17 protein-coding genes are annotated in these 17,450 nt (G+C 65.0%); 6 read left to right on the forward strand and 11 right to left on the reverse strand.

Features of this window, described 5'->3' with window-relative positions; translation table 11 throughout:
• The first annotated feature begins 44 nt into the window (after positions 1–44).
• Positions 45–419, forward strand: coding sequence for a nucleotide pyrophosphohydrolase (locus tag AC0MRV_RS13775; protein ID WP_472765064.1), 375 nt, complete (start codon positions 45–47; stop codon positions 417–419).
• 7 nt (positions 420–426) lie between these two features.
• On the opposite strand, the gene AC0MRV_RS13780 is transcribed toward AC0MRV_RS13775, so the two are convergent.
• The 4 genes from AC0MRV_RS13780 to gluQRS form a co-directional block, all read right to left on the reverse strand.
• The gene (locus AC0MRV_RS13780) at positions 427–1,470 is read right to left on the reverse strand and encodes a M48 family metallopeptidase (protein WP_472765065.1); all 1,044 of its coding nucleotides are present in this window, start codon (positions 1,468–1,470) and stop codon (positions 427–429) included.
• Complete coding sequence (locus tag AC0MRV_RS13785) at positions 1,467–2,615, reverse strand: YjgN family protein (protein ID WP_472765066.1); 1,149 nt, start codon at positions 2,613–2,615, stop codon at positions 1,467–1,469. Before AC0MRV_RS13785 ends, AC0MRV_RS13780 begins: the two co-directional genes overlap by 4 nt.
• A gap of 107 nt (positions 2,616–2,722) precedes the next feature.
• Entirely contained in the window at positions 2,723–3,247 is a 525-nt protein-coding gene (gene mog, locus AC0MRV_RS13790; RefSeq protein ID WP_472765067.1) for a molybdopterin adenylyltransferase, read from the reverse strand.
• A gap of 70 nt (positions 3,248–3,317) precedes the next feature.
• The gene (gluQRS, locus tag AC0MRV_RS13795) at positions 3,318–4,169 is read right to left on the reverse strand and encodes a tRNA glutamyl-Q(34) synthetase GluQRS (RefSeq protein ID WP_472765068.1); all 852 of its coding nucleotides are present in this window, start codon (positions 4,167–4,169) and stop codon (positions 3,318–3,320) included.
• Between the two features lie 128 nt (positions 4,170–4,297).
• Here gluQRS and AC0MRV_RS13800 point away from each other — a divergent pair, with 128 nt between their 5' ends.
• Complete coding sequence (locus tag AC0MRV_RS13800) at positions 4,298–4,870, forward strand: LOG family protein (protein ID WP_472765069.1); 573 nt, start codon at positions 4,298–4,300, stop codon at positions 4,868–4,870.
• Between the two features lie 29 nt (positions 4,871–4,899).
• A complete protein-coding gene (locus tag AC0MRV_RS13805; RefSeq protein WP_472765070.1) occupies positions 4,900–5,421 on the forward strand; it encodes an NUDIX hydrolase in 522 nt (173 codons plus the stop codon).
• 21 nt (positions 5,422–5,442) lie between these two features.
• Here the strand turns inward: AC0MRV_RS13805 and AC0MRV_RS13810 are convergent, their stop codons facing one another.
• From AC0MRV_RS13810 to AC0MRV_RS13830, 5 genes are all read right to left on the reverse strand, one after another.
• Positions 5,443–7,962, reverse strand: a complete 2,520-nt coding sequence (locus tag AC0MRV_RS13810) for a BatD family protein (protein ID WP_472765071.1) — start codon at positions 7,960–7,962, stop codon at positions 5,443–5,445.
• A gap of 2 nt (positions 7,963–7,964) precedes the next feature.
• Positions 7,965–10,070, reverse strand: coding sequence for a VWA domain-containing protein (locus AC0MRV_RS13815; RefSeq protein ID WP_472765072.1), 2,106 nt, complete (start codon positions 10,068–10,070; stop codon positions 7,965–7,967).
• Positions 10,067–11,107 (reverse strand): vWA domain-containing protein, encoded by a 1,041-nt coding sequence (locus AC0MRV_RS13820; protein ID WP_472765073.1) that lies wholly within the window; start codon positions 11,105–11,107, stop codon positions 10,067–10,069. Before AC0MRV_RS13820 ends, AC0MRV_RS13815 begins: the two co-directional genes overlap by 4 nt.
• Before the next feature lie 15 nt (positions 11,108–11,122).
• Entirely contained in the window at positions 11,123–12,016 is an 894-nt protein-coding gene (locus tag AC0MRV_RS13825; RefSeq protein ID WP_472765074.1) for a DUF58 domain-containing protein, read from the reverse strand.
• 112 nt (positions 12,017–12,128) lie between these two features.
• Positions 12,129–13,091, reverse strand: coding sequence for an AAA family ATPase (locus AC0MRV_RS13830; RefSeq protein ID WP_472765075.1), 963 nt, complete (start codon positions 13,089–13,091; stop codon positions 12,129–12,131).
• An 81-nt stretch (positions 13,092–13,172) separates the two neighbouring features.
• On the opposite strand from AC0MRV_RS13830, the gene AC0MRV_RS13835 reads away from it, so the two are divergent.
• Positions 13,173–13,565: a peptide chain release factor family protein gene (locus AC0MRV_RS13835; RefSeq protein ID WP_472765076.1), complete on the forward strand. Its 393-nt coding sequence runs from the start codon at positions 13,173–13,175 to the stop codon at positions 13,563–13,565.
• A 177-nt stretch (positions 13,566–13,742) separates the two neighbouring features.
• Here the strand turns inward: AC0MRV_RS13835 and AC0MRV_RS13840 are convergent, their stop codons facing one another.
• Positions 13,743–14,288 (reverse strand): DUF1697 domain-containing protein, encoded by a 546-nt coding sequence (locus AC0MRV_RS13840; RefSeq protein WP_472765077.1) that lies wholly within the window; start codon positions 14,286–14,288, stop codon positions 13,743–13,745.
• Positions 14,289–14,360: 72 nt separating this feature from the next.
• Here AC0MRV_RS13840 and AC0MRV_RS13845 point away from each other — a divergent pair, with 72 nt between their 5' ends.
• A complete protein-coding gene (locus tag AC0MRV_RS13845; RefSeq protein ID WP_472765078.1) occupies positions 14,361–14,804 on the forward strand; it encodes a hypothetical protein in 444 nt (147 codons plus the stop codon).
• Between the two features lie 9 nt (positions 14,805–14,813).
• Here AC0MRV_RS13845 and AC0MRV_RS13850 read toward each other — a convergent pair whose 3' ends face one another.
• On the reverse strand, positions 14,814–16,103 hold the full coding sequence (locus AC0MRV_RS13850; protein ID WP_472765079.1) for a DNA recombination protein RmuC: 1,290 nt from the start codon (positions 16,101–16,103) through the stop codon (positions 14,814–14,816).
• A 263-nt stretch (positions 16,104–16,366) separates the two neighbouring features.
• Here AC0MRV_RS13850 and AC0MRV_RS13855 point away from each other — a divergent pair, with 263 nt between their 5' ends.
• A complete protein-coding gene (locus AC0MRV_RS13855; protein ID WP_472765080.1) occupies positions 16,367–17,446 on the forward strand; it encodes a response regulator in 1,080 nt (359 codons plus the stop codon).
• The last annotated feature ends 4 nt before the right edge of the window (positions 17,447–17,450 follow it).

Consider the following 17,450-nt stretch of genomic DNA (forward strand, 5'->3'; position numbering starts at 1 on the left):
AACAAAATTGTCAGCCAGGTTTAATTTACTCAGGGTGTCCGGTCATGAGCACGTTGAGTGACGACGCGACGACTTTGGCGGAGATCAAGGCGCGGGTGCTGGCCTTCGCGCGCGAGCGAGATTGGGAGCAGTTTCATGCGCCGAAGAATTTGAGCATGGCGCTGGCCGCCGAGGCCGGGGAGCTCATGGAGCACTTCCTGTGGGGCAGCTCGGAATCGTCGCGCGAAGCGATGCGTGATCCGGCCAAGCGGCAAAAAGTCGAGGAGGAGTTGGCTGACGTGGTGATCTATGCGATCGAATTCGCCAACATGACCGGCATCGACCTGGCGGCGGCGATCGAGCGCAAGATGGCGGCCAATGCGGTCAAGTATCCGGTCGAGAAAGCCAAGGGGCGTTCGGATAAATACACGGACTTGTGAACGCAGCTCAGTCGGCGGCGGTTGGCACCCAGTGGAGGATGGAGTCGTAGCGTTCCTCGTTGGAGGGGTGGGTGCTGAGGTAGGAGAACTGGCGCTTTTCGGTCGGCAGGGACTCTTCGAGGCGACGCAGGGCGTCGGCCAGGTTGGACGGGGCGATGCCCACCGCACTCAGGCGGGCGCAGGCCATGGCGTCGGCCGCACGCTCGAAGTCACGGGAGTAGCCGGACTGGATGAGCGTCAGGGGCAGGGTGCCGGCGAAGGAGGCGAGGGTGGTGAGATCACCGGTAGCCGCGGCGATGAGCAGCAGGGAGGTGGAGCTGAGCAAGAGGTTCTGCTCGGCGTGGCGGACTTCAAGGTGACCCAGCTCGTGCGCGAGGACCGCGGCGAGTTCGTCGTCGGACAAGTGGTCGAGGATCGAGTCGGTGATGACGATGGTATGACCGGGTAGCGCGAAGGCGTTGGGCAGCTCGCCGAGCTTGCGGTAGTGCAGGCGTGGTGTGGTTTCCTCAGGCAACAGGATCCGCTCGAGGGCGAGATCGACGCGCATGCGTTGCTCGAAACTCAACTGGCTGGGACCGCCGAATTGGTTGAAGGCCGCGAGGGTGGTTTGGCCCAAGGTTTGTTCGATGGATTCGGGCAGGTTGGCGGCGACCGATTCGGCGAGCTTGGGTAGGCCAAACTTGAACAGCGCGGCCACACTCAGCACGACCAGCACCGTCGCAATCGCGGCGAAGGTGGCGTGGGTTTCGAGCGCATGCACGAAGGTGCCGAGACGCTGGCGTGAGAGGGTGGCGGTGAAGGCATTGAGCGCGTCGCAATCGTGCACCTCCAGCGAGGCGCCATCGGGGAAGGTGATGAGGCGGGGGAGGCGCGAGGCGAGGCGGTCGCTGATGGCCGCAGGATCGAGCGGGTGGCAGGCGAGTTCGGCGCCGGTGGCGATGGCAGACACGTGCCATTGGCCGTCGCGCAGCACGACCGTAGCGGGCTGCGGGTTGGTCATGCGACCGTCGAAATAGATGGCGTCAAACACCACTGCGCCCGTGTCGTTCATAGGCCGAAATCCACACCGATGAATTCGGCGGCACTGTCGCCGACCGCGCTCCCGCGGACATCCCCCATGGTGTCGATGCGGTCGAGGGCATCGGGCGTTTCGAGTTCGAGGGCGAGGCTGCTGAGGAGGAGGCGGTTGGAACGGATGGTCGCCCACGGCATGGCGAGTCCGGCGGTGCAGATGATGGCCAGCAGGTTGGTCCATTGCAGAGCCATCCAGCGGCCGGCTGGTAGCGTGGCGCGAAAGCGATGTTCGTCCAACTGGGTGTGGTTCCACACGTGATTGAACACCTTGGGGAAAATGTAGTGGCGGCTCGTGTAGAAGGCCGAGCCGTAGAGCAGAATGGTGGCGGCCAGCACGAAGTTCTGGGGGGGCGGCTGGCCTTCACCGGCGGTATAGAGTCCGATGAGAAAACCCGTAGCCACCGCGCCGGTGAAGACCATCAGCCCACCCACAATCACTGCGGCGTAGAAGGTGCCGTTGGTGCCATGGAAACTGAAGAAGGCGTCGCCGTAGCGATGGTTGGCGGTGACGAAGGCCTGTTTGCGGCGCAACCACGCCGGATAATAGAAACCCAGACTGAGCGGGATGAGGAGCGGGAGAAACAGGTAGACCACGAAGGCCTCGGTGAGGCCGGAACGGAAGCGCAACCGCATGCCGCGGTGCAGGGTGTTGTGGGCGTTAAAAGATAGGGAGCGAACGACGACCCAGGGCAGCAGGGTCACACCTATAACGATGGCGAAGAATTTGGCCAGGGGGTAGACGCTGCCGAAGAAGGAGTAGCAAAGGAAGACGGCGGCCACGAGGATGTTGCCAATGAGGATGCGGCCGGGGCGGGCGGTGTAATGGAAGGCGTGCCCCAGGAGGCGCGTGCTGCCGCGCAGGTAGCGGCGTTTCCGCACCTTGGCCCAGGCGGAGAAGACGCCGAGGCTGAGCAGGGTCAGGAGCGTATTTACAATCCAAATACGGAAGTATTCCTGCTCGCTGCCGAGGAATTCGAAGCGCGCGACGGTGGGCGTCGGTTCGGGCGTCTCGGGCAATGGTGGCGGCGCGGCGGGGGGCGTCGGCGGTTCCTCAGGCGGAGCGACATTGTCGCAGTCGATGGGGGAAAGGGGAAGCTCCGGTTCTGATTGCGCGTCATCCATCGGCGGGGAGAAAGCAGCCAGCAAGCTGGCGGCCTACCCGGTGGGGCGCAAGGTGTTAGCTCGGCATTGTTGGAATGTAACCGGGGGGCGCGGACGGTTGGGCGGCGCTACTGGCCGGGGCGGAAGCACTTCATCACCGTGGGGTCGGTTTCGAGGCGGGGGCCACCGATGAGGTCGATGCAGTAGGGAATGGCGGGGAAGACGGCCTCGAGGTTTTCGCGGATGGCCTTGGGGCGGCCGGGCAGGTTGACGATGAGGGTGGCGCCGCGGGTGCCGGCGGTCTGGCGGGAGAGGATGGCGGTGGGCACGTATTGCAGGGAGGTCGCGCGCATGAGTTCGCCGAAACCGGGTAACATCTTTTCGCAGACAGCTTCGGTGGCCTCGGGCGTGACGTCGCGAGCGGCCGGGCCGGTGCCGCCGGTGGTGACGACGAGGGCGCAGTGTTCGACATCGGCGAGGCGAATGAGCTCGGCCTCGATTTGCGGCTGTTCGTCGGGAATGACGGCATAGACGGGCTCGAAGGGTGAGGTGAGCCACTCGCGCAGCAACGCGACGCAGGCCTGACCCGGTTCGTCCGCGTAGACGCCGGCGGCGGCGCGGTCGGAGATGTTGAGGACACCGATTTTGATCATGGGGAAATACGTGGGGGGAAATACCGGAACGCTGATGGGCGCTGATCTTCGCTGATGGGATTAGCGTGGATTAGCGAATATTAGCGTTCCACACATTCATTTGAGCGATGAGTTCGTCGGGGCTTTGGCCGGATTGGCGGAGGGAACGGAGGCTGAGGGCGTCGTGGCGTTTGGCGAGGCGCTCGCCGCTGTCATCGGTCACGAGGGCGGTGTGGTGATAGGCGGGAACCGGAAGCTCGAGTGCGCGGAGGAGAAGGAGTTGGCGAAAGGTGGACTTGATGAGGTCTTCGCCGCGCACGACTTCGGTAATGCCGAGTTCGCCGTCGTCGACGGCGCAGGCGAGTTGGTAGCTGGGCACGTCGTCTTTGCGCCAAACCAGAAAGTCGCCGAAGTCGCGTCCGGCGACGGCGGCCTGGGGGCCGGTCTGGCCGTCGGTGAACGAGATGGTTTCGCCATCGGGCACGCGGAAGCGCCAGTTGCAGGCGATCGGATCGGTGAGGGGCGGTAACGGGGTGTTGGCGGCCGGTCGCCATGCGGCCGGATAGAGCGGTTCGTCGTTGAGGCCGTTCTCGTGTGGCGCGCTGGCGGCTTCGGCGATCTCGCGCCGCGAGTGGTGGCAGGGGTAGATGAAACCGGCGGCGTAAAGCCGAGCGAGTGCGGTCCGGTAGAGCGGCAGGCGCTCACTCTGGGTGAGCATCGGTTCAGACCAGGTGAGGCCCAGCCAGGCCAAGTCTTCACGGAAAGCGTCGATAAACTCCGGGCGGCAGCGGGCGGTGTCGAGGTCGTCGTTCCGCAGCAGCAGCGTGCCGCCGGCCGCGGCGGCGCGTTGGGCGGCGATCCAAAAGGTGCGGGCGTGGCCCAGGTGCAGCAGGCCCGTGGGGGATGGGGCGAGGCGACCAATATAGGATGAGTTTTTAACCACGAAGGGACACGAATTGGCACGAATGGCGGAACTGGATTGAGCCGGAGCCGACCAGCGCGAGGTGACACATCGGAGTCAGACTCAAATATTGGTGTGCATTCGTGTCCATTCGTGGTTTCTCCATCTCCGTGACAAAGCTTATCTGTGTTTATTGCGCTTCGAGTCGGAAGCTGGATCCCAAATACTACGCCGTCGGCGAGGCGGTCGGGCGTGGTCTGGCGGAGCACGGTTGGGGGCTGATCTACGGCGGCGGCAACGTCGGCACGATGGGCGCGGTGGCCAAAGGGGTGCACGACGCCGGTGGTCACGTGGTGGGGGTGATCCCGGAGTTTATGAAGGACCGCGAACTCGCCTATGACGCGGCCGATGAACTCGTCACGGTTAACTCGATGCGGGAGCGCAAGCGGGTCATGGCCGAGCGGGCGGATGGCTTCGTTACCTTGCCGGGAGGCATTGGCACGCTGGAGGAGGTGAGCGAAATCATGGTGGAGCGAAAGCTGGGTCTCACCACCAAGCCGCTGGTGCTGCTCAATCAGGATGGGTTCTACGATGACTTGCTGCGTTTCCTGGAGCGGGCGGTGACCGAGCGCTGCATGACCGATGACCTGCCGCTGTTGTTTGGTGTCGCGAACACGATCGACGAAGTTTGGCCACTCCTCAAGAAGCCCAACGATTATCAGGCGGGGGTCTGGTGGAAATGAAGGTCGGCACGCGTGAACATGTGGCGGCCTTGCTTCGAGCGCACCTGGACCGGGCCGAACCGGGCCACGAGGCGGAAATGGTCGCGGCGACCCTGGCCTTCGTGGCCGCGGAGCCGCGTTGCGCGGAGCGCTCGTTGGCGGCGGGGCACCTGACCGGATCGGCCTGGATCGTCGATCCCGCGCGCCAGCGCACCCTGCTCACCCATCACCGGAAACTGAACAAGTGGCTGCAGCTCGGCGGCCATGCTGACGGTGACCTCGACCTCGCTGCCGTAGCTTTTCGCGAGGCGGAGGAGGAGAGCGGGCTGAAGCGACTGCGGCTGGTTTCGACCGAACTTTTCGACGTGGACCGCCACCGCATTCCGGCACGGAACAACGAACCGGAGCACTGGCACTATGACCTTCGTTTTATCGTCGAGGCGGACCCCGATGAAGCGCTTGTGCTTTCCGACGAATCCCACGATCTCGCTTGGATCGAGATCGCTCGTATGGCGGACTTCAACGACGAAGAGTCGATGCTGCGCATGGCGCGGAAAACGATCACCGGTTAAGGCGGGCTCGGCAATCCGACCCTACCTCCAGAGGCCGACCAGTTCTTCGGCGCGCACCCAGCCGGTTTGGCCGTTGGGGAAGGTGAGTTGGCGCCAGCCGAGGAAGGATTTGGTGACGCGGGCCAGTGAACCGGCGGCGAGCGGGGTGGTTTCCTGTTCTGCGGCGAGATCGGTCGGGATGGAGCGCAGGGTGGCCGCGCGCCAGGTGAGCACCGTGTCGGTTTGGGTGGTGATGCCGTAGGTCTGCAGGCTGAGCGAGGCGCTGGCGGCGAAGACGAGGGCGAGCGTGACCAGGAGCCAAGCCAGGAAACGCAGGCCGCCGTGCGGCCGACGGTAGGCCCCCAGAATGAGCAGACCGATGCCGACGGTGAGGGCGATGATGGCGGCGAGGAGCAGACGTTGCCACTCGGCCGGCGAAGCCCACCACGCGATCTTTTCCCGCCAACCGGGTTGAAGGAAGCCGCCGATGATGGGCGGGGTGTAACCGCTGCGTTCCAAGGTGTAGCGCAGGTGCCAGCGAGTGGAGGCGTCGCGGGGGTTCTGAAGGAAGGCGACCGCGGCGTGGGCGCCAGCTTCGCCAAATTGTTTTTGCTGGGCGAGCGCGAGCGCGAGGTTGTGGTGCGCGACCCAGTTGGTCGGCGCCTGTTTGGCGTCGGCGCGCCATTCGGCGGCGGCGGCTTCGAAGTCACCCTCGTCGTAGGCGGCGCGGGCGTCGGCGTAGGCGTGATTTGGATACAACGCGCCCAGCGCGGCGAGCAGTGCGATCACGGGAAAGAGATGGCGGGGCGCGAGCGTGCGGAGCACGGGGAAGCCGGGGGCGCGTTTGTCGACGGCGGCGGTCCGGGCGCGGGCGACCCAATCCACGGGCAGGGGCGTGCCGGGGCCGTAGAGGGCCCGGTCGGCTTCCGACCACAACTGCGCCCAAGCCTCGTCGCCGCCGAAGATGGTGCGGGAGGGCACGGCGTGAGGCGATTGCCAGAGCGTCGCGGACAGGCGTTGCCATTCCAGCAGGGCTTGCGCGCGGTTGTTGTCGGAGGCGTCGGCGACGCGTTGGATGGCGACGGGCAGACGCTTTTTTGCCTCGCGGGCAAAGCGCCCGGGATCGGCGGCGCGAGCGTGGCGGAAGGCGAGCGCGAGCCAGAGCAGCGGCAGGAGGGCGGCGGCGACGATGCCGCTGCGCAGAATCGTGCGGCTGGTGATCGGCGCCGGAGCGATCGCGGACCCGGTCAGGGGATCGAGTGGCAAGGCGGAAGGCGCGTCGGGGGCGGGCGTGGCTTGGATGGGGGCGGTGTCGTCGGGCGTGGTGCCGTCGAGTTGCACGGGGGCCGTGGGCAAACCCGAGCCGTTGGGCGCGGCGGGCGGGGCGATCGCGGTGGCGGGTAGAATCGTGAGCTCCTCGGCGGCGGTTTCGATGGTGCGGTAAGCGCCGGCAGCCGGGTCGAAGTAGCTCCACGTAACGCCCGGCAGGGTGAAGGTGCCGGCGCTGGTGGGGATGAGCACGACATCCTCGGAGATCGTGCCATCGAAGAGCTTGTCCTCGGGGTTGCTGCGCTCGGCTTCCGGCTGCACCACGCGGAAGGACTTGGAGACCTGCCGGGCGGGCAGGGCGGAAATGGCCGGCCAGTTGCCGGTGCCTTCGAGGGCAAGGGTCCACGTGATGGGATCGCCGACCTTGGCGTCGGCGGGCACGACCTTGGAGGTGAGGGTGAACGAACCGACGGCGCCCGTGAAGTCGGCCGGCGCCGGGCTGGGCAAGGGTTTGACCACGATCTGGGGCGCGTTGCTGGACAGCACGACCTGCTCGGAGGGAGGACGGTCGAAGAAGGAGCGGGCGGGCACGCTGAGCACGGCGGCCTGTTGCACCGAGGAAAGCGTGTAGGTGCCGGGGGTGTTCACCATGCCGCGGGTGCGGTAGCGGTAGGTGCTGCGGTCACCGGTGTTGGTGCCATTGGGATCGACCGGGCTCTGCGGAAAGGGCTCGGCGACAAAAGGCGTGGGGTCCCACGTCGGCTCGCCGAACTTGCCGTCGAGTTGGGCAAGGTGCCAGATCTGGTAATCGACGTCGACGACCTGGCCGGCCCAGAGTTGGCCTGCGCCGACCTCCACTGCCGCGCCGGCGATATCGGCCATGGGAATATTGGTGTTGGCGAAAACCGCGGGGCGCACCGGCACGGTGAGCGGCGGGAGGTCGAAAGTGCCTTGGTCGGTGGCGACGGTGAACGCCGGGATCTGCACGGTTTGATCGTCGAGGGGGCGGGCGGGGAAGGTGAAGTAGACCAACTTGGTTTCCGTGACGCGACCGTTGATGCTCTGCCGGAAAGATTGACGGCCGGGCGGGCCGGGTTGGCCGAAGTCCAAGTTCGGCACGTCGGGCATTGGCGGCGGAGATTCGGTGGGCTCGCAACCGTCGAAGATGAGCGCGAGCTGGTTGATCTGGCCGATCTCAAAGCCGCCCTCCGGCACCTGCCAGCGCACGGACTGCGCGGTCGCGGTGAAGGCGGCGGCGAGACTGAGAATGAGGATGAAAACGTTGCGGCGCATGGTCACCAATCGCGCCCGGTTTTGGGCGGAGCTTTTGCGGGATCTTGCATGAGTTGGAAAAGTTGGGCGGGGGAGTCCTTCTGCTTCAACTGATCGAGTTTTTGCAGCGGGACGGCGAGGGCGGGGTTGTCGGAAGACTCGCCGCTGCGCGTGGCCTGGCCGCCGACGGTTTGGTTGCCGGGGTCCTGGACGGTTTGGGATTGCGGCTGCGGTTGCTGACCCTGCTCGGGTTGGGACTCGGGTGGCTGCTCTGGTTCATCCAGGTCGCCGAAGGCGGATTCGCGATTTTCGGGCGGGCGGTGTTCCTGCTCGTTGCCCTCTGCGTCTTGGCCGGCGGGGTCCTTGTTTTGCTGATCCTCGCCCTGATCGCCGTCCTGACCATCCTGTTGCGGTGGTTGGTCGGAGTCCTGGTCCTGGCCCTCACCGTTTTCGCCGGATTGGTTCTGTTGACCGTCCTGACCTTGCTCGCCCTGATCACCCTGTTCGCCGTTTTGACCGGAGTTCTCCTGCTGCTGATCCTGGTCGCCGTTGTCGCCGTCCTGCGATTGGTCCTGATCGTTCTCACCGCCGCCATTCTGCTGCTGCTGTTGGTCGTCCTGGTTTTCCTGGTCCTGCTGGTCGTTTTGCTGGTCCTGGTTCTGTTGGTCCTGCTGCTGTTGTTCGTCGTCCTCCAGCAACTTGTTCAATTGCTGGCGGAGGGCGGGCCAATCGGCCGCCGCTTGGTCGAGCGCTTCACCGGCGTCGACGGCGTCGAGAGCATCGTAGACGGCACTGCGTTCGAGCTTTTGACCGGTGCTCTTTTGCCGCAGTCCGTAAGTGAGGGTCTGGTTGGCGAGCTCAGAATAGTCGGTCGCGGCGACCTGCGCTTGTCCGGCGAGCCGGCCGACAACTTCCCGCACCGGGGCCTCGGGCGGTGGCGGCGGTTCGTTACCGATCACGTCGTAGGAATCGGGCAATGGCTCCAGAATATGGTTGGGATCGTCTATCTTGTTTCCACCGGCATCGACGCGTTCGACGGCGCGAGCGTCGGGGGCGGGTATCAAAAATGTGGTGACGGCGATGATCGCGGCGGCGCGGCGGGCGGCCTTGATGGTCACTGCGCGTTGGCGAGGCTGCACCGGGAATTCGCGCCACACGCTCCAGAGCAGCAACAGGATGCCGGGGGCGAGCGCCCATTGAAAACGTTCGATGCGGCGGGCATTGCGGGTCTCGGCGAACTCGCCCTGGCGGCCGGCTTCGACGGTTTGTTGCAGCAAGTCGGCAAGGTCGACCCAAGTGGAGGCATCGCGGTAGACGCCGTTGGTGCGCCGGGCGAGGTCCTCCAGGGTGGCGGGATTCAGGCGTGAGAGCACCACGGCGCCGCGTGGGTCTTTGACGAAACCGCCGGCGCCGTCGGGCAGCATCGCACCGGCGGCGGTGCCGACCCCGAGACCGATGACGTGGATGCCGCGTTCCCGCAGTTCGGCCACGCGGCTTTCCCAGGTTGTCGTCTGGGACTCACCGTCGCTGAGGATGATGAGATAGCGGTCGGCGCCGGAGTCCTTGGAGAAGGCTTCCAGGGCGGCATCGAGGAGCGCGGCGTATTCGGTGCCCCCCTCCGGAAGATAGTTGGGGTCGAGCGCGGGCAAAAACTCCTCGAGGATTTCGTAGTCGGCGCTGAGCGGGCTTTGCAGGAAGGCGGTGCCGGCGAAAACGATGAGGCCGACGCGTTCGCCTTCGAGGCGGTCGAGCAGCGACGTGGTGAGCAGCTTGCTGCGCTCGAGGCGGGTGGGGGCGACGTCGGGTGCAAGCATCGAGCGGGACAGGTCGATCGCGATGAGGATTTCGCGGGACTGCTCAAAGACGGGTTCCTCGATCTCGCCCCATTGCGGGCGGGTGAGGGCGCAAATCACGAGGGCGAGCCCGAGCCAAAGGCGCCAGCGCACGCGGACGGTGGAAGCGGTGGTCGCGGTATTGCCTATCATCTGCAGACCGGAGGGCGAGGCTTCGGCGCGCATGATCTTGGGATGGCGGCGCACGGTGGCGCGCACGCGGCGGCCGATCTCGGCGAGGCCGAAAATAGCGGGCAGCGCGAGCAGCCAAAACAGGTGGGGCCAGTGAAAGGTCATGCGGAGGAGACGAGCGCGTTGAAGTCGGTCGAGCGACGGCGGCGCGCGGCGAAGGCGGCGGCGAGCAGAAGGAGAGCGGCGCCGGGCGCGGCGGCGTAGAAAAACAGTTCGTCGGAAAGCAGGTAGGACTTCGCTTGAAACTCGATCTTCTGCTCGCGATCGATTGCGGCGAAGGCGGCGGCGATGGTGTCGCTGTCGCCGGCGCGGAAGTATTCGGCGCCGGTCAAGGCGGCGATCTTGCGCAGGGTGGCTTCGTCAAGGTCCGACATGCGCTGGGCGTAACCCATGGTCTGGCCAGTGGCGGGGTCGATGCGCGGCACGTGCACCAGACCATTGCGGCCGGCGCCGATGGTGTAGACGGGGATGCCGCGATCGGTGGCGATCTCGGCGGCGTCGATCGGGTCGAGGGCGCCACCGTTGTTGACGCCGTCAGTGAGCAAAATGACGAAGGCGCCCTGGCGTTGTTCGTTGGCGGTGCGGGCCTGTTGCTCGAGCCGGCTGAGAGCGACACCGAGCCCGTCGCCGAGAGCAGTGCCGTCCTCGATGAGACCGACGCTGAGGCGCTCGACCTGCCGGGCGAGCCAGTCGTGGTCGAAGGTGAGCGGGGCAAGGGTGTAGGCGCGGCCGGAGAACACGATGATGCCGATGCGGTCGCCGGGGCGTTCTTTGATGAAGGCGGAGATGACGGGTTTGATTGCCTGCAAGCGATTGATGCGGCGGCCGGCGCGTTGGTAGTCCTCGGCCAACATCGACCCGGACAAGTCGATCGCGAGCATGAGGTCGTAACCCTGCTGGCGCACCTCGCGGCGGTCTTCGAGGCGCTGCGGGCGGGCGAGCGCGGCAACGAGCAGGATGAGGCCGAGGGTGGCGAAGACCATCGGCGCGCGGGACGCATTGACCGCCGACGGGCGATGCCACGCGGCGGCAAAAGGCACGATCCGCACCGGCAGTTTCCGCCGACTGCGCAGCATCCAGACCAGCGGCAAAGCCAACAGGCTCAGAAACCAAAGCGGGTCTTGGAAAGCGTAGTTGATCACGGCGCAGGAAAATAATCAGCGAGCGGCAAGCCGCTGGTGGAAGAAGCGGACGAGGGCATCGAGGCGGTTTTCTTCGGTGCTGACGACGAGGCGGCTGAGCGGGTCCGGAAAAAGCGAAGTCCAGGCGGACTCGCGTTGTTCGCGCCATTGGGCGTGGGCGGCGCGTTCGCCGCGGGAGCCATCGAGGGTGACGAGTTGAGAGGTGAGCGGGTCGTAGGCGGCGAAGCGTTCGCCGGCGGGGAGTTCGCGTTCCCAAGGGTCGTCGACGCGGAAGCCCATCGTTTGGTAGCGCCGGGCCATGACCGACCAACCGTCGGGGGCGACGCGCGGCGGAAAGTCGCCGAGCCAGATGAGGATGGAGTGCTTGGGCGCGGCCTTGGAGAGCAGGCGCCACGGGACCTCGACCGACGGCGCGGCGTCGAGGGCGGGGGCGGGGCGGCCGACGAGGTTGGCGGCGCTGTGCATGATGGCGCCGCGGCCGCGCATGGGTTCGTTGAAGGTGTAGCCTGTAGGGGTGGCGTGGATACAGCCGACGCGGTCGCGGTTGACGGCGCCGAGCAGCATGACGAGGCCGGCGAGTTCGAGCAGGGCCTCGCGTTTGGACTGGGCGCCGGAACCGAACTGGAGGGAGGGCGAATCCTCGAAGAGCACCATGAAGGTGATCTCGCGCTCCTCGACGAACTTCTTGCGGTAGGGCTCGCCGAGGCGGGCGGTGACGTTCCAGTCGATGTCGCGCACATCGTCGCCGAATTCGTAGCGCACGACCTGATCGAACTCCATGCCGCGACCGCGGAAGGCGGAGCGGTATTCGCCGGAGAGCACGGTCTCGACGGCATGGCGCACGCGCCACTCCAGCTTGCGCAGGAGCGCGAGGGCCGAGGTGGTGACGAGGTCTTGGGCGTCGGGCATGGGTTGGTTTTCTTTAGTCTTTCACTTTATCCTTCTCTTTCTCCCCGCAGGCCGGATGAGGCTGTTTCGCTCAACGGGGAGAAAGAGAAAGATAAAGAGGAAAGAGAAAGATTCACACAGAAGGCACCGGGGTCTTCGCGATGAGCTCGGCGAGGATTTGATCGGGCGTCTTGTCGGAAGCTTCGGCCTCGTAGGTGAGACCGATGCGGTGACGCAGCACGTCGTGGGCGACATCCTGGACGAGGGCCGGCGACACGAAATCCTCGCCGCGCAACCAGGCGAGGGCGCGGGAAGCTTGGTAAAGGGCGAGGGAGGCGCGGGGGGAGGCGCCGAAGCTGAGGAGGCGGTAGCCCTTGTCGTCCGGGACAGTGAGGGCGCGGGTGCCACGGACCAGAGCGAGGATGTAACCCTGCACGGCGGACGAGACGTGGATCTGGTCCACCGCTTGGCGAAGTGAGAGCAGTTCCTCGCCGGAGGAGGCGGCCTTGAGTTCGGGGGCCTTGGTGACCTGGCCCCAACGTTCCATCATGAGCGCCTCTTCGTCGGCCTCGGGGTAGTCGACGAGCAGCTTGAAGAGGAAGCGGTCAACCTGAGCCTCGGGCAGCGGATAGGTGCCTTCCTGTTCGACCGGATTCTGGGTGGCCATGACGAAGAAGGGTTTCGGCAGGACGATGGTGCCGCCACCGATGGTGACCTGACGTTCCTGCATGGCCTCGAGGAGAGCACTCTGGACCTTGGCGGGCGCGCGGTTGATTTCGTCGGCCAGGACCAGGTTGGCGAAGATGGGACCGCGGTGAGCGGTGAACTCGCCGGTTTTCGGCTGGAAGATCATGGTGCCGACCACGTCACTGGGCAGGAGGTCGGGCGTGAACTGGATGCGTTCAAACTGCACGCCGAGGGCGGTGCCGAGGGACTTGATGAGCAGGGTCTTGGCGAGACCGGGCATGCCCTCGAGCAGCACGTGGCCATTGGCGAGCAAGGCTACGAGCAAGCGTTCAATGATGTCGTCCTGGCCGATGACGGCTTTGCCGATTTCGGCGCGGAGATTTTGGGACCAGGTGGAACCGTTGATCATGGGAAAGGTTGAGTAGGGAGCCGGAATGTCCGTTGACTGCGGTTTACCGGCAAAGTTTCGGGCGAAACAAAGGATCGACGCGTGGATTTACCACCTCAAATCGAAGAACGACTTAACCGCCTCGGCGTGGAACCGACCGAGGTGGACGAACGTTTTGTGCGTGGAGCCGGACCGGGTGGGCAAAAGATCAACAAAACGGCGTCCACGGTGGTGTTGCGGCATGCGCGCAGTGGGTTGGAGGTGCGGCGGCAAACCGAGCGCTCGCAGGCGGCGAATCGGCGGCTGGCTTGGTTGGCCTTGTGCGAAAAGCTGGAGGCCCGGCGCAACGCGGCGCGGGCGGCAGTGTTGGCGGAGCGGGAGAAAGAGAAGCGCCGCAAGCGCGGGAAGTCGGCCGGCCAAAAGCGGCGGCAGGTCGAGAGCAAGCGGCGGCGGAGCGCGGTGAAGCAGCGGCGCGGTCGGGTCACGGAAGACTAAGCGTCGCCGGGCGCGGATTTTGTGCAGCGGAAGGAACAATGCACGTCGGGTCCGAGCGGAGCGGTCAAGGCGCGTCCACTCCTCCTTCGCCAAAGGCTTCGGCGGACAGGGAGGGGCCGTCTATGCGAGGCGCCGACTGACCCGGAGCAAGCCGGTTCCTCCCGCGGGTGACGAGGCTCAGGTTTGGAGCAGGGCGTCGATTTGGGCGAGGGTGTTGAGGTTGCGCGTGGTGCCGTCGGGCAGGGTGTAGGTGTTGGTCTTTTTGTCCTCCCAGACGATGGACTCGGTGAGTTTCACGGCGCAGCGCCAATAGGCTTCGCGGTCGATGACGGCGAAGCGATCAGTCGCGGTGCGGGTGGCGGTGATTCGGGTGGCGAGTTCAGCGGGCAGGGGGGCTTTGAAGAAGGTGACCTGCGTGCTGGCGTGCGGTTGGTCCGCGAATAGGTCGCCGAGAGGCGCATCAGTGACGACCTGATGCAGTTCGGCTGCGGTGCGAAGGATCGTGGGCACTTCCCAACCGGTGCGCTCGAGCAGGTGGGCTTCGATGGTCTTTTCCAGTTTGGCGGCCGAGCGACTGGTCGAAGTGAACAACACGTTGCCGGAGGCGATGTAGGTGGCGACATCGGTGAGCGGCAGCTCTGCGAAAAGCGCGCGCAACGCGTCCATCTTGATGCGGCGTTTGCCGAGGTTGATGCCGCGGAGGAAGGCGACGTAGCGGGGCATGGAGGAGCAGAGGGAGGCGGGAGTGGGTGGCGGTGGGAACCGTCAGCATTGCGCGCGGTCGCAGGTTGGCGAATGAAACAATCGGCAAAATCGATGGGGCGGTGGGTGTCGGTTGTGCTGGGAGCGGGATTGTTGGCGAGTTGTCGCACGGTGCCGCCAGAACAGGGGCGTTCGCCGGTGGTCGCCGCGCCAGGGCCGGTGGGGGAGCGGCGTGTTGGCGAGTTGAATACAGCGTTGGCCAAAACCGCCGCGGTTGAGATCGTCGTCGAGGGGGCGAACGGGATGGTGGTGCTCAATCGACAACCCGTGGGGCTGGCTCCCCGGGTGGTGGAGGTGCCGGTGACGGAGCAGGGGTTTCTCGCGACCCCGGTTTCGGTGGGCGTGCGTTTTGTGGCCAAGGACGTGAGCGAGGCTTCCTATTCGGTGGAGGAAGTCCTGCGGGTCACCGACCGGCCGCCGGCGCAGATCGTGTTTGGGCGGGATGGAGTGCACCGGGTGTTTGCCGGCGCCAAGTGAGCGACGCGCCTAGTCCTCCGATTCGGGGGAGGGCAGGGACTTTTTGGCTTTGGCGCCTAGGCGTTTGAGGTCCTCGACCTGGTTGAGCAGGTTGCCGCGGCCGGTGCTGAGTTTGTTCATCGCGCCGTCGTAGGCGCCGCGGGCGTTGTCGAGTTGTTTACCGATGGTCTCAAGGTCGGTGATGAGACCGACAAACTTGTCGTAGAGGGCGCCGCCGCGATCGGCGATGGCCTGGACGTTTTTGGTTTGGCGGTCCTGTTTCCAAACCATGGCCACGGTCTTGAGCGCGACGAGGAGGCTCGGCGCGGTGACGAGAATGACGCGCCGGTCAAAGGCCCACTCGTAGAGTGCGGCGTCCGCGTGGATGGCCATGGCGAAAGCGTGATCGAGGGGCACGAACATGAACACGTAATCGGGCGTCACGAGTTTGCCGGTATCGTCGTATTGTTTGGCGCTGAGTTGCTCGACATGGGTGCGCACGGCGCGCACGTGCTCGGCGGTGGCGGCGGCTTTGGTGTTGTCATCCTCGGCGTTGACGGCGCGTTCGTAGGCGATGAGGGAAACTTTGGAATCGATGACGAGGTGACGTTCGTCGGGCAGGCGCACGAGGATGTCGGGGCGGAGGCGGCGCCCGTCGTCGGTCGTGATGGATTCCTGAACGAGGTAGTTCTCGCCCTTCACGAGTCCGGCGGAATCGAGCAGGCGTTCGAGCACGAGCTCGCCCCAAGCGCCGCGGGCCTGGGCCTGGCCTTTGAGCGCGCGGGTGAGGGCGGAGGCTTCCTCCGTGATGTGGGTGTTGAGTTGGCGGAGCTGCTCGATCTGGGTCTTGAGCGCGGCGCGGTCCTCGGTGTCGCCCTTGTAGACCGTGTCGACGCGTTCGCGGAACTCTTTGATCTGCGTGCGCAAGGGGTGGAGCAGGGCGTCGACCTGTTCCTTGTTTTGGTCGGTGAACTTTTTGGATTTTTCGTCGAGCAACTTGGCGGCGATGGCCTGGAACTCCGTCTGCATGGTCGCACGGAGTTTTTCGAGGTCGGCGAGGTGTTGTTTGGTGCGCGCCTCCTGTTCGGCGAAGCGGGCGCGTTCGGCTTCGAGTCGGGCGTTGGACTCGGCGAGCGTCGCCGCGAGTTTTTGTTCGGTGGCGGCGAGGGTCTGCCGGGTTTGCTCGAGCTGACGGTTGGATTCCTCGTGACGGGTTTGCAGTGCTTCGCGCTCGTCGCGGGAACGTTGGCATTCGTGCTGAAGCCCTACTTGGCGGAGGAGCAGGCGCCATACGTAAATCGAGACGCCAATCAGTAACACAACGGTGGTTAGAATCGTAAAATCCATGTAAAGCTAGGGTGCGTCATGCTACTGCAAATGACTGTTTGTCCTGTTACTTGACACGCTCAAGGGCGGCTCGCAAACACAACTACTCGACCGTCGGGGCCTTACGCGGTTCATGTAGCCATTGAATGGCGTGGTTTCCTCCCCGGCTGCGAACGAACCCCCACGATTTACAAATGGCCGGTGACACTGAGACAGCCGTCATAACTGCTCCACCCAAACGTCCCTGTGTTTTGGTGGTGGATGATGAATACGGGCCGCGTGAGTCGATCGCCTTCACCTTGGGAACAGAGTTTGAAGTCGATACGGCGGAGCGAGCGGCCGAGGCGTTGAACAAGCTGGCTCAGCGGGTTTTTGACGTGGTGATTCTGGATATTCGGATGCCGGAGATGGACGGGATCAAGGCCTTGTCTCGAATTCGGGAGATGGACAAGGATATCGCGGTGGTGATGTTGACCGGCTACGGCACTTTGACCACGGCGCAACAAGCGATGCTGGGCGGGGCGAACCAATATTTGCGGAAGCCGCCGGATGTGTCGGAGCTACTTTCCGCGGTGCGCAAACAAGCCGAGCAAACGGCGGTGCGACGGCGCGAAGCAGCGTCGAACCAGAGCACCAAAAGCATGTTGAGCCGGCTCAAGCAGGAGATCGCGGAGTCCGAATCATCGGTGTGGCGCGGTCGTGCGTCGGTGGAACTGGTGCACGATTTGGCGAATCCGCTCACGGTGATGATTGGATATTCCGGGCTGCTGTCGGAGGAAGCGGAGAGTCTGGGGAAAGTCGCCCCGGAGAATGCGGAACGCCTGCGAGAGTATGCGCAAATCGTGGAGCGCGCGGCCGAGTATTGCCATCACCTGGCGGAAAACTGGCGGCAAGCGGCACGACAATCAGGCGAGTTCACGGAAGTTGATCTGGTGGCGTTGGCCGAGGAGGTGAAACAAGTGATCTTTTTCAGCAATGCGGCGCTGCAGTTTGAAGGCGCTGCGGTGGCGCCCGTGCGCGGCGCACGTTTCGAGTTGGCCCGGGTATTCCAGAATCTCTTCCGCAATGCGCTGGAGGCCCAGGCGACGAAAGTGACGGTCAAATTTGTGCGAGGCCTCGAGGCGGTGGACGTTTTTGTGACGGATAACGGCGCCGGGATGGACGAATCCACGGCCAAGAACGCGTTGAAAGGCGGTTTCACGACCAAGTCGCACGGCACGGGGTTGGGCTTGAGCATCTGTCGACACCTGCTCGGCGCACACGGCGCGAGGATGGGGCTGGAGTCGGATGTGGGGTCGGGCACCGTCGTCCAGCTGACATTTCCGGTGATCAAATGAGGCG

It is taken from the genome of Actomonas spartinae, assembly GCF_051209155.1.
Lineage (GTDB): Bacteria > Verrucomicrobiota > Verrucomicrobiia > Opitutales > Opitutaceae > Actomonas.